At 64.9% G+C, this 12,270-nt stretch carries 9 protein-coding genes; all 9 read left to right on the top strand.

Going from position 1 to position 12,270, the window contains the following annotated elements; genetic code table 11:
* Positions 1 to 79 precede the first annotated feature (79 nt).
* The 9 genes from CLU91_RS15855 (at position 80) to CLU91_RS15815 (ending at position 12,139) form a co-directional block, all read left to right on the top strand.
* Positions 80 to 1,693: a ShlB/FhaC/HecB family hemolysin secretion/activation protein gene (locus tag CLU91_RS15855; RefSeq protein ID WP_232730772.1), complete on the top strand. Its 1,614-nt coding sequence runs from the start codon at positions 80 to 82 to the stop codon at positions 1,691 to 1,693.
* 56 nt (positions 1,694 to 1,749) lie between these two features.
* Complete coding sequence (locus CLU91_RS15850; protein ID WP_100873647.1) at positions 1,750 to 3,531, top strand: DUF2341 domain-containing protein; 1,782 nt, start codon at positions 1,750 to 1,752, stop codon at positions 3,529 to 3,531.
* A 57-nt stretch (positions 3,532 to 3,588) separates the two neighbouring features.
* Positions 3,589 to 3,954 carry an ExbD/TolR family protein gene (locus CLU91_RS15845; RefSeq protein ID WP_100874924.1) on the top strand — a complete coding sequence of 122 codons (366 nt, stop codon included), beginning with the start codon at positions 3,589 to 3,591 and terminating at the stop codon, positions 3,952 to 3,954.
* A gap of 10 nt (positions 3,955 to 3,964) precedes the next feature.
* On the top strand, positions 3,965 to 4,681 hold the full coding sequence (locus CLU91_RS15840; protein WP_232730663.1) for an energy transducer TonB family protein: 717 nt from the start codon (positions 3,965 to 3,967) through the stop codon (positions 4,679 to 4,681).
* A 36-nt stretch (positions 4,682 to 4,717) separates the two neighbouring features.
* The gene (locus CLU91_RS15835; RefSeq protein ID WP_100873646.1) at positions 4,718 to 6,445 is read left to right on the top strand and encodes a putative porin; all 1,728 of its coding nucleotides are present in this window, start codon (positions 4,718 to 4,720) and stop codon (positions 6,443 to 6,445) included.
* 9 nt (positions 6,446 to 6,454) lie between these two features.
* Positions 6,455 to 7,126 carry a hypothetical protein gene (locus tag CLU91_RS15830; RefSeq protein WP_100874923.1) on the top strand — a complete coding sequence of 224 codons (672 nt, stop codon included), beginning with the start codon at positions 6,455 to 6,457 and terminating at the stop codon, positions 7,124 to 7,126.
* Positions 7,127 to 7,155: 29 nt separating this feature from the next.
* A complete protein-coding gene (locus tag CLU91_RS15825) occupies positions 7,156 to 7,647 on the top strand; it encodes a YbjN domain-containing protein (protein ID WP_232730771.1) in 492 nt (163 codons plus the stop codon).
* A gap of 210 nt (positions 7,648 to 7,857) precedes the next feature.
* Positions 7,858 to 10,962 carry a DEAD/DEAH box helicase gene (locus tag CLU91_RS15820; RefSeq protein ID WP_100874921.1) on the top strand — a complete coding sequence of 1,035 codons (3,105 nt, stop codon included), beginning with the start codon at positions 7,858 to 7,860 and terminating at the stop codon, positions 10,960 to 10,962.
* A gap of 49 nt (positions 10,963 to 11,011) precedes the next feature.
* The gene (locus tag CLU91_RS15815; protein WP_100874920.1) at positions 11,012 to 12,139 is read left to right on the top strand and encodes a PAS domain-containing sensor histidine kinase; all 1,128 of its coding nucleotides are present in this window, start codon (positions 11,012 to 11,014) and stop codon (positions 12,137 to 12,139) included.
* The last annotated feature ends 131 nt before the right edge of the window (positions 12,140 to 12,270 follow it).

Genomic DNA, 12,270 nt, shown 5'->3' with positions numbered 1-12,270 from the left:
CTTGCTGAGCATAGCGTTCGGCGCCGCAATACCGGGTAGGGCAACCGTTTGATTTTAAGGTGAATGGAAGATGCGTGAGATGAATAAACGAGGTAACGGCGTGCCGCAGGCGCCCGCAACCGCCTTGACGATGCTGTGCCTGGCCATGCTGGCGCTGCCCGGCATGGCGCGCGCCCAGGACGCCGCCCCCGTGGCCGCGCCGGAACGGCAAGTGACGATCGAGGAATACCTGGTGCGCGGCAATACCGTACTCGATGCGCGTGCCATCGAAGAGGCCGTCACGCCCTTCCTGGGGCCGGGCCGCACTTTGAAGGACGTGGAAGGGGCGCGCGACGCCCTCGTTGCCGCGTATCAGGCGCGCGGCTACCAGTCCGTCTACGTCGATTTGCCCGAGCAGCAGGTGGAGCAGGGCGTGGTGGTGCTGCAGGTGAGCGAAACCAGGGTGGGCCGCTTGCGCGTGGTCGGTGCGCAATACAACTCGCCGCTCGACGTGCGCCAGCAAGTGCCGGCGCTGACGGAAGGCAAGGTGCCCGACTTTACCCAGGCGCAAGTGGAACTGACGGCCCTGAACCGGGGACCCAAGCGCCAGGTGATGCCCTTGGTCAAGCAAGGCAGTTTGCCCGGCACCATGGACGTGGACTTGAAAGTGGACGACAGCAGCCCGTGGCGCGCCAGCGTCGGCCTGAACAACGATTACAGCGCCGATACCAAGAAGCTGCGCAGCAGCGTCTCGCTCGGCCACGACAACCTGTGGCAACTGGGCCATAGCGCCACCATCAGCTTTTTCGGCACGCCGGGCGACCTGAACCAGACCAAGGTGTGGTCCGCCTCGTACGTGGCGCCGATCGGCACGCAGGGCTGGAGCGTGGAAGCGACCGGCTACCAGTCGAACAGCAACGTGGCCAGCACGGGCGGCACCAGCGTGCTGGGCAAGGGCCATGCGCTGGGCATGAAAGTCAATTACACGGTGCCCAACAGCGGCATCTGGTGGCACAGCTTTAGCGCCGGCATCGATTTCAAGGATAACCAGGAAGCGCTGAAACTGAATGGCGCCGGTTCCAGCGTTCCCTTGAAATACGTGCCGCTCAGCGTGTCATATAACGGCTTTGCGCAGACGGAGGCGGCGACCTACGGCCTGGGCCTGTCGCTGGTGGCCGGCACGCGCGCTTCATTCGGCTATGGCAGCGACAGCGCCGCCTACGACAACAAGCGCTACAAGGCCTCGCCCAGCTTCCTCGTCCTGAAAGGCGACGCCAACGCCACCACCACCCTGGGCAGCGGCGCGCAGCTGTACGGCAAGCTGGCCGGCCAACTGGCCGACGCGGCGCTGGTGTCGGGCGAGCAGATGGCCGCCGGCGGCGCCAATTCCGTGCGCGGCTATCTGTCGGCCGAAGCGACGGGCGACTACGGCGTGTCCGGCACGGTCGAATGGCGCACGCCCCAGCTGACGTATTTCAGCCGCCTGGAAAACTGGCGTTTGTACGCGTTTGCCGATGGCGCGCGCCTGCGCCTGCGCGACCCGTTGGTGGAACAGAAAGACCTGTTCGGCCTGGCCTCGGTGGGCGTGGGCAGCAGCTTTCAGTTCCTGCGCTACCTGAATGGCCGCATCGACTTTGCGTATCCGCTGCGCGATGGCCCGCGCACGCACAAACACGTGCGCCGCATTAATTTCAACCTGTCGGCCAGCTACTGACGGGCCAGCTCACCAGCACTGCACTTTTTTAGACTTTAATTCGGAGAATCACTGTCATGCAACGTTTATTATTCCTGCTCACGATCCTGGGCACGCTCGTTCCCGGCCTGGCGCATGCCTGGTGGCAGCCCGACTGGGCTTACCGCAAACCCGTCACCGTCGACGCGGGCCCGAAGGCCGGCGCCGTGGGCGGCGATCCCGGCCGCATTCCCGTGCTGCTGCGCTTGCATTCGGGTAATTTCAATTTCGAAGGCGTCAGCGACAACGGCGCCGACCTGCGCTTCGTGGCGGGCGACGATAAAACGGTGCTGAACCACCAGATCGAACAGTTCAACCCGCTCCTGGGCATCGCCCTGATCTGGGTCGACGTACCGGCCCTGACGGCCGGCACGCCGCAGCAGCTGTGGATGTACTACGGCAATCCGAAGGCGCCCGCGTCCGGCAATGGCCAGCGCACGTTCGATCCCGACTACAGCCTGGTGTACCACTTCACCGAGCCTGGCGTGCCCTCGCGCGACAGCACCGCCTACGGCAACCACGCCCAGACGGCCGTGCCGTCGCTGGACGGTTCCGTCATCGGCGCCGGCGCCCGCCTGGGCAGCGCGCCGCTGATGCTGCCCGCCTCGCCTTCGCTGGCGCTGGCCGCCGGCGCGCCATTCACCTTCTCGGCCTGGGTGCGCCCGGACAGCCTGGGCGCGCAGCAAGTGCTGTATGCGCGCCGCGATGGCGCCAATGAATTGCTGATCGGAATCGACCAGGGCGTGCCCTTCGTGCAGGTGAATGGCCAGCGCAGCAAGCCGGGCCAGCCGATCCAGGCGGCGCAATGGTCGCACCTGGCGGTGAAAGCCGATAAAGCCAACGTGGCCCTGTACGTGGGCGGCCGTCCGGCCGTCTCGCTGGCCACGGCCCTGCCGGCGTTCGCCACGGCCGCCTCGGTGGGCGCCGATGCGCCGCCGGTCGCTTCCGGCGCCGCCACGCTGGCCAACTTCACGGGCGCCATCGACGAGCTGCGCCTGTCGCGCACGGCCCGTCCCGATGCGCTGCTGCTGGCCGACGCCGTCTCGCAAGGTTCCGAATCGCGCCTGGCCGTGTTTGGCGCCGATGAACAGCAAGCGGGCAAAAGCCATTTCGGCTTCATCATCGCCGCCATGCCGCTCGACGCCTGGATCGTCGTGGGTCTGCTGGGCTTGATGATGGTCTTGTCGTGGATCATCATGATCGGCAAGGGCCGCAGCTATGGCGCCATCGCGCGCGCGAATGCGCAATTCATGCAGTCCTTCCACGAAGCGGCCGGCGCGCCGCTCGACCACCTGGCGCGCAACGGCAAGCTGAGCCCTTCCGTGAAGACCGATTCCTCGCTGTGGCGTTTGTATGACGTGGCCATCGACGAGATGCGCCGCCGCCACGACCGCGGCTACGACCTGAACGCCGTCTCGAACGCGACGATCGGCGCCATCCGCGCCGCCATGGATGGCGTGATGGTGCGCGAAAGCGAACGCATGTCCAAACGCATGATCTGGCTCTCGACCACCATCGAAGGCGCGCCCTACGTCGGCCTGTTCGGCACCGTGATCGGCATCATGCTGGTGTTCGTCGTGGCGGCCATGGCTGGTGCCGTGGACATCAACTCGGTGGCGCCGGGCATGGCGGCAGCATTGCTGTGTACGGCTGCCGGCCTGGGCGTGGCGATTCCCGCGCTGTTCGGCTACAACTGGCTGTCTTCGCGTTCGGACGCCATCGTCGCCGATATGGCCGTCTTCGTCGATGAATTCGCCACGCGCCTGGCGGAAGAGCAGGGCGACGGACGCCAGATGCGTCCCGTGCTGCAACAGGCGTGAGGGGCACATAACCATGGCCACCTCCGCCAAGTTTACCCCCGCAAGCGTAGCGGCGGCATCAACATCACGCCCTTCGTCGACGTGCTGCTGGTGGTGCTGGTGATTTTTATTCTGACCAGCAACGCCAGCATTCCCGGCATCAAGGTCGACCTGCCCAAGGCCAGTTCGGCCATGGCGCTGGAAAAACCGAAGACCAAGGCCATCACCATCGACAACGCGGGCCAGGTCTTTCTCGATGCCTATCCCGTCACCCTGCCCGAGCTGGAAGAGCGCTTGCGCACGGAAAAGGCCCTGACGCCCGACTTTCCCGTGATCGTGCGTGGCGATGCTGCCGTGCAATACGCGAAAGTGGTCGAAGTGCTCGACTTGCTGCGCCGGATCGACCTGAACCAGGTGGGCCTGGTGACCGGCAAGCCGGCATGAGGAGCGCAAGGTGAAGCGTGACGATATGATGAAGATGGCCGCCCCGGAAGCGTCGGGCGCGGCGCAGTGGTGGCGCCGCTGGGGCGGCGTGGCTGGCGGCGCGCTGCTGGCCGCTGGTCTGGCCGCGCTGGTCTGGTATTTGCTGTCCGACACGGCCGCCACCAAGCGCGAAGTGGCGGCCCCGCCGATGCTGATGCTGCCGCCGCCACCACCGCCGCCGCCGGAACCGGAAAAACTGCCGGAACCGACGCCCGACAAGGTGGTGCCGGAAGTGTCGGAACCGGAACCGACGCCGGCCGACAAGCCCATGGATGACGCGCCGGAAAGCCCGTCGCCGGACAAGGGCGACCCCGTCACCATCGATGGTGCGGCGCAGGCCGGCAGCGACGCCTTCGGCATCCAGGCCGGGCGCGGCGGCGGCATGACGGGCGGCGGCGGTGGCGGCGGACTCGGCGCGGGATCGTATGGCCGCTATGTGGCCAATGCCCTGCAGATGGCGTTCGCCCGCGACCCGCGCACGCGCCAGCTGGCGTTTAGCGATATCCGCGTCGACCTGTGGCTCGATGCGGAAGGCAAGACGACGAAGGTGCAGCTGGTGCAAGGCACGGGCAATGCGCAGACCGATGAGCAAGTGCTGGCCATGGTGCGCGATTTCCGCGCCGACGAGCGGCCACCGGCATCCCTGCGGTTCCCGGCCCGCGTTTCCATTAAAGGTCGGCGCCCGTAAGCGCATGAACTAATTCCTCATTTACCGAAAGAAGCGATGAATTCCTTATTTACCTCCCCACAGCGTCTGCGCCGCCTTCCGCTGGCGCTCGCTGCCCTGGCCCTGAGCGTGGCGGCAGGCGCCGTGCAAGCACAAGCGCAAGCACCGGCGGACAGCACCATGGTCAAACTGATCCGCGGCCTGATCCAGAGCGGCGCCCTCAACAAGGATGCCGGCGAGGCGCTGCTGGCGCAAGCGCAGAGCGAAGCGCAAGCCCGTCCGGCCGCCGCGCCGGCGGCCCTGGCGCAGGTACAGCCGGGCGACGTGCGCGTGCCGTATCTGTCGCACACCGTGCGCGAGCAGATCCGCGACGAGATCAAGGGGCAAGTGCTGGCCGAAGCCAAGGCGGGCGGCTGGGCGGCGCCGAATGAAACGCCGGCCTGGACCAAGCGCATCCGTCTGGAAGGCGATGTGCGCGCGCGCTACGAATCGCGCTATTACGACATGGCCAACAGCAATATCGAGATCGACTGGCGCTCGCTCAACAGCGGCAGCGGCTACGACGTCAATGCGAACACCAACCTGGCCCTGCCGGCGCTGCTGAACACGCGCGAAGACCGCAAGCACTTGCTGCGCGCGCGTGCCCGCCTGGGCATCCTGGCCGACCTTTCCGACAACACGCAAGCGGGTATCCGCCTGGCCAGCGGCAACGACGACAGCCCCGTGTCGACCACGCAAACCCTCGGTGGCGGCCTGGGCAAGAAAAATATCTGGCTGGACCAGGCCTGGTTGTCGTACCAGCCCGCTTCCTGGCTGAAACTGACGGCGGGCCGCTTCGACAATCCATTCGTCTCTGGCGACGAACTGTTTTCCAGCGAACTCAATTTCGACGGCATCGCCGCCAAGCTGCAGCAACCGGTGGGCGCGAACAAGGACGTCACCGTCTTCGGCACCCTGGGCATCATTCCGCTCGAGTACTCGTCCGACAATGCACCGAGCCGCAGCCAGGCAAAAATGGCCAGCGAAAACAAGTGGCTGCTGGGCGCGCAAGTGGGCGCCTCGTGGAAGATCAATAGCGACCACCAATTGCGCGGCGCCCTGGCCTACTACAACTTCCGCAACATCAGCGGAGAGTACTCGCAGCCGTGTGCGCTGTACGCGGGCGCCGATGGCTGCAGCACGGACTGGTCGCGTCCATCGAGCATGCAAAAGGGCAATAGCTTGATGTTGCTGCGCAATATCGCCTTGAACCCGCTCGATCCGGCGAACACGCCGCAGCCGCAATTCGTCGGTCTGGCCTCTAAATTCCGTCTGGCCAATATCAATGCGCGCTGGGACAGCAAGGTGGCGGGCGGCCAGGACTTGCGCATCGAAGGCGATTATGTGCGCAACATGGCCTACGACAAGAGTGCCATGTGGGCGCGCGCCAAGGGCGGCATCATGAACAACTTCGGCGGCACGGGCGGCGTCTCGCAAGCCGATTTCAGGAGCGGCGGCAATGCCTACATGCTGCAGGCGACCCTGGGCAAGGCCAGCCCGGCCGCGCGCGGCGACTGGAACGTGTTGCTCGGCTACAAGCGCATCGAACCGGACGCCTTGCCTGACGCCTACAACGATTCCACCTTCCACCTGGGCGGCACGAATGCGCGCGGCTATTACCTGGGCGGTGCGTATGCGCTCGACAAGAATACCTGGCTGAACGGCCGCTGGACGTCGAGCCGCGAAGTGTTCGGGTCGGCGCTGTCGATCGACACGCTGCAAATCGAACTGAACGCGCGCTTTTAAGGAGCCACGATGTTGATATCCAAGAAAATGCGCCTGCCTTTGCTGTTGCTGAGCTTGCTGGGCGCCGGCACGGCCCAGGCGCAGGGACAGAAGGGGCAAAGCATGGAAGAGCGTCTGCGGGCCGAATTGCGCAATGTGACGGCGCAATTGCAGCAGACGCGCGGCGAGCTGGACGTACTCAAAGCCAAGGCCGTGCCCGCTGCCGCCGCGCCTGCCAGCGACGGCTTGAAAAAGGAGCTGGCGCGCAGCCAGTCGCAGCTGGCGCAGGAGCGCGCGCAGCGGGAAAAGCTGGCAGCCGAGCAACAGCGCGGCGCCGCCGCCGCGCAAGAGGCAACGGCCAGCCTGGCGCAGTACCGCCAGGCCAGCGAACGGCTGGCCGCCACGGGCAAGCAGATCGAAGCGGAGCGTGCGCGCCTCGACGGCGAAGTGACGTCCCAGCGGAGCGCCCTGGCGCGCTGCGAAAGCAAGAATGCCCAGCTGTATGCGGCCGGGCAAGACATCCTGCGTGCGTATGAAGGCCTCGATGTGCTGGGCGTCATGCAAGCGCGCCAGCCGTTCGCCGCGCAAAGCCGGGTCAAGCTGGAACAAATCGCCCAGCAATATGGCGACCAGCTGTACCAGGGACGCTTTGACGCGCGCCAGACGGAAACGCCGGCCGCTCCCGCGGCGGCACCCCAATAACTTTATTTTTTGAAATGAATGGAATGACGATGGAACACACCAACACCAACTTGCTGACCACCCTGAATGCGGAACAAACGGCCGAGGCCATCAAGGCGGCCGGCTGCGCCGTGACGAGCATCGAACACGACGGCGTCGTGCGCCTGCACAGTGCCAGCCATGGCATCGGCTTTCAAGTGCTGTGGGGCAATGAAACGGCGCCTGGCCAGTACGCGGACCTGACCCTGAGCTGCCCGCTGCGCGTGCAGGGCGGCGACTTGCCGGCCGGCTTGCTGGCCGAATGGCACCGCAGCAAGCGTTTTGCCCGCGTGGCCCAGCATGGCGATTTCGTCGTGCTGGAAATGGATGTGCTGGTCGCCGGTGGCGTCAGCCGCGAATACCTGAATATCAATCTGCAACTGTGGACGCAGATGATGGGCCAGTTCTTTTTGTTTTTGCGCAACTTTACGCCAGCCGATACGGGCACGGCGCCGGTAGTCGAGGCCGCCAGCGTGGCGGAAGAAGAAACTGTGCCGGCCTGACAAGAACCATCCACGGGTGGCGAAGATGGCCCGTGACGGGCCATTTTTGCCGTCTGCGGGTCCCAAGTGTCGTATTAAATACTTATTTTTTAGGCATCGCGCATTAAAACTGTTCAAAGAGCGTGTGTGAATCAAGCCAGCAAGGCCTGTATGGCGGATAATATTGCCTGTTGCCGATTTGGATACGACCTTTACACAAACATGCGCCCCATGGATTTTACCCGCGACGAAACCAGTGAAACCCCAGTTGCCCCGGCCAGCGCGCCGGGAGCGCCTTTGCCGTATGCCGTCGCCACCTGGCTGCAGCGGGTGGAGGCTGCCGCCCATCCGAAGGCCGTGCTGACGATTGCCGAACCGGACCCCAAACTCAACGCGCATCGCTTGATCTACGTGCTGGCGCCCACCAGCGGTGGCCGCCATGTGGCCCTGTGCCTGTACAAGGCGCGGCTGCGGCCGAATGGCGACGTGGCGGCCGCTTCTCCCATCAGCGAAATCTTTTCGCTGCTGTCGGCGCCGCCCACCTTTTTGACGCCAGCCGACGAAGACCTCGTGCGTTTCTTCGTGGCCATGCGCAGCGGGCAGAATTCGCAGACGGGCAGCGCCACGGAGCCGAAGGGCAAGGTGGGCGCGGCCCTGCTGAAAATGCTGGCCGAGCAAGATAAACTGTTGTGGGCCAATTCCTGGGCAGACGTCGGCAATGGCCTCGTGTACCCGTTGAAGGAAGGTCCCGTGCGTCCCGCGCGCCTGTTCTGGCGCGACGAAGGCAAGACCATGCGCCTGGGCTGGCAAGTGGACCCGCCGGAAGGCGCGAAGCACCATGGCGCCGACCAGATCGACTACATGCTGCCCACCGATCCGCCGTGGTACATCGACAACCTGTCGTGCGGCGTGCTGGAACTGAACCAGGGCGGCTCCGATATTTCCCTCGCCGATCTGCAGGCGCTGGTGGCGCAGGCGCCGCCGCTCAATGCGAACGACAAGGTGCGCGTGTCGCAACTGCTGCTGGCGCAAGGATTGCAGCATTTGATGCCGCTGCCGCAACCGTTGCCGCAGCGCTTGCGCAAGGACGTGCCGGCGCAACCGGTCCTGCTGCTCGACAGCGCCATGCTGGCCGATGGCAGCGCGCAGCGCTGGAGCGATTTTGCCGTGCTGTCCTACGACTACGATGGGGAAAGAGTCTCGTTCGACCCGTCGCAGCGCGTGGTGCGGCAAGTGGGCGAGGTGACGGAAATTATCCAGAGAAATACGCTCGATGAAGCGCGCGCGCTGGCCACCCTGGCCGAGCTGCAATTCAAGAAGCCGGGCTCGGCCCCCTTGAGCGGCTTGAAGGGCGCCTTGCAACTGCCGTCCCAGGCGGAATGGCTGCGCTTTGCCGAGTCCGGCATCGATGCCTTGCTGGAGCAGGGCTGGATCGTGGAAAAAACGGCCAAGTACCGCTATGACGTCAGCGACGTGGGCGACTGGTACGCGGAGATCGACGACCAGGACCCGGACAGCGGCAATGCCTGGTTCGAGCTGGAACTGGGCATCGTTGTCAACCAGGAAAGAGTGCCGCTGCTGCCCGTGCTGGTGCAGCTGATCCGCAACGCGCCCAACGATTTCAACCCGAAAGTCATCGAGGCGCATGCCGACGATGACCAGATGCTGGCGACCTTGCCGGACGGCACGCGCGTCGCGCTGCCGTGGGGCCGTGTGCGCCCCATCCTCAACACCCTGGGGGAACTGTACTTCAGCGACAAGATCAAACATGCGGTGCGCATGTCGACCCTCGATGCGGCGCGCCTGGAGGAGCTGGCGCGGGGGCTGGAACTGCGCTGGACGGGCGGCGAGCAGTTGCGCGCCATGGGCCGCAAGCTGAGCCAGTTCGGTTCCGTGCAAAAAGTGGCGGCGCCAGCCGGCCTGCAGGCGACCCTGCGCGACTACCAGGCCGATGGCCTGGCGTGGATGCAATTCCTGCGCGACCATGACCTGGCGGGCATCCTGGCCGATGACATGGGTCTCGGTAAAACCGTGCAGACCCTGGCGCATATTTTGGTGGAAAAGGAAGCGGGACGCCTCACGCATCCGGCTCTCGTCATTGCACCGACGAGTTTGATGGGCAACTGGCAGGACGAGGCGGCCAAATTCGCGCCCAGCCTGAAAGTGTTGCTGCTGCAAGGCAAGGACCGCGCCCAGCAATTCGACCAGATCGATCAATGCGACCTGGTGCTGACCACCTACGCCCTGTTGCCGCGCGACGAGGAAACCTTGCGCGAGCACGATTTCCACCTGGTCATCCTCGACGAATCGCACTACATCAAGAATACGCGCAGCAAGGCGGCGCAAAGCGCGGGCTTGCTGCGCGCGCGCCACCGCCTGTGTTTGTCCGGCACGCCGCTGGAAAATCATCTGGGCGAATTGTGGTCGCAATTCCACTTCCTGCTGCCGGGCTTGCTGGGCGACGAGAAGACGTTCAACACCCAGTTCCGCCATCCGATCGAGCGCCAGGACGATCCGCTGCGCCGCATGCTGCTGAACCGCCGCATCAAACCGTTCCTGCTGCGCCGCACGAAAGACAATGTGGCCAAAGAGCTCCCGCCGAAGACGGAAATGGTGCGCAAGGTGGAATTGACGGGGCCGCAGCGCGACCTGTATGAAACCGTGCGTCTGGCGATGGATCAGAAAGTGCGCGAGGAAATCGACAAGAAGGGTGTGGCGCGCAGCCAGATCGTCATCCTCGAAGCGCTGCTGAAACTGCGGCAGGTCTGTTGCGACCCGCGCCTGGTGAAATCCCTGCCGGCGAAGAAGCAGTCGGCCGGTTCGGCCAAGCTGCTCGACCTGATGCAGATGGTGGAAGACTTGCTCGACGAAGGGCGCAAGATCCTCGTCTTCTCGCAATTTACCAGCATGCTGGAATTGATCGAGGAAGAACTCGAATCGCGCGACATTCCCTACGCCTTGCTGACGGGCGAAACGAAGGACCGGGGCGCGCAAGTGGCGGCCTTCCAGCAGGGCGCCGTGCCGATTTTCCTGATCAGCCTGAAAGCGGGCGGCGTGGGCCTGAACCTGACGGCGGCCGACACGGTCATCCATTACGATCCGTGGTGGAATCCGGCGGCGGAAAACCAGGCTACGGACCGCGCCTGGCGCATCGGCCAGGACAAGCCCGTGTTCGTCTACAAATTGATTGCGAAGGGCACCCTGGAAGAAAAAATCCAGTTGCTGCAGCAAAAGAAATCGGAGCTGGCGCAATCGATCCTGGCCGAAGGCGAAGCGCAGAAGATGGCGCTCACGCAGGAAGACTTGCAGCAGATTTTCGCCCCGCTGGAAGATTAACGCTGCCGCGCGCTTATACTTGGCGATTCTTTCCTGCCAGGTATAACGCATGCTGCCCTTTCTCCTTCTGCTGCTTGCCGGCGCCATCCTCATGGCGCTGCGTTTCGTCCAGTTGCGCCGCGCCCTGCTGCGCGCGCGCGCGGGCGAAGCGCAGTTCCGCCTGCTGGCCGAACACGGCCGCGACGCAGCCTTCCTGCTCGACGCCACCACCCTCGAATTACTCTACATCAGCCCCGCCGCGCAGCACCTGACGGGCCATGACCTGGCCGCCTTGCAGAGCCACGCGGCGCGCCTGGCGGCCGATCTGCCGGCCCGTCTGCAGCGCTGGCGTGATGGCGACACCAGCCGTTTGTCCCTGCTGCGCGAAGTGGAATTGCCGCATGCCGACGGGCATCTACTGGCGCTGGAAATCAGCTCGACCATCGTGCCCGCGGCGGCCGGGCGGGGCGTGACCTTGGCGGGCACGCTGCGCGACGTCAGCGCCATCCAGGCGCAGGAAGCGGAGCGGGAAAAGGAGCAGAAGCGCTTCGCCTCGATGCTGTCGCATGAATTTCGCACGCCGCTGGCCACCATCGACGGCGCCATCCAGCGCCTGGTTTCGACGTCGAAAGACGCCGACGAGGCCACGCGCAAGCGCTACGTGAAAATCCAGACGGCCGTCGACCGCCTGCTGGGCATGATCGACGATTATCTGTCGCCCGAGCGCATGGCGGCGCTTGGCCGCGAGCGGGCCGCCGACGGCATCGCGCCGCTGGCCTTGCTGCAGCAGGCGGCCGCCACCGTGCCGGCCAGCCACACCGTGCAGCTGGAACTGGATGAAGACTTGCCGGCCCGCCTGCGCTGCGACGTGCCCGGCATGGCCCTGTGCCTGAAAATCCTGCTGGACAATGCCGTCAAGTTCAGCCCGCCGGGCAGTGCCATCACCGTGTCGGCCAGGCTGGTGCCCGAGGGCGGCGTGGCCCTGTGCGTGCGCGATGCGGGGCCCGGCTTGCGGGAAGAAGAAATGGCGCAGCTGTTCGAGAAAGGCAGCCGTGGAAGCCATGCCACGCATCCCGGTGCTGGCCTGGGCTTGTACATGGCGCGCGCCGTTGTCGAGGTGCATGGGGGGAGTTTGCAAGGGCATAATCTGCCCGAAGGCGGGGCGCTTTTCCGCATTTGGTTGCCGCTTCCTGTCTAGACAAGGAAAAGCCTTGCTTCCGCTGAAGGCAACCGTGATAATTCCTTGACGTAAACCTATTGTGCCGTCCATCATGGTGTAGAAGTGAATGGCATGGTTTGCCCACGGTAGCTCACTAATGGAAGAATGGC

The organism is Janthinobacterium sp. 64, from assembly GCF_002813325.1.
Classification (GTDB): Bacteria; Pseudomonadota; Gammaproteobacteria; order Burkholderiales; family Burkholderiaceae_D; genus Janthinobacterium.
This window is presented reverse-complemented; position numbering and strand designations above follow the sequence as displayed.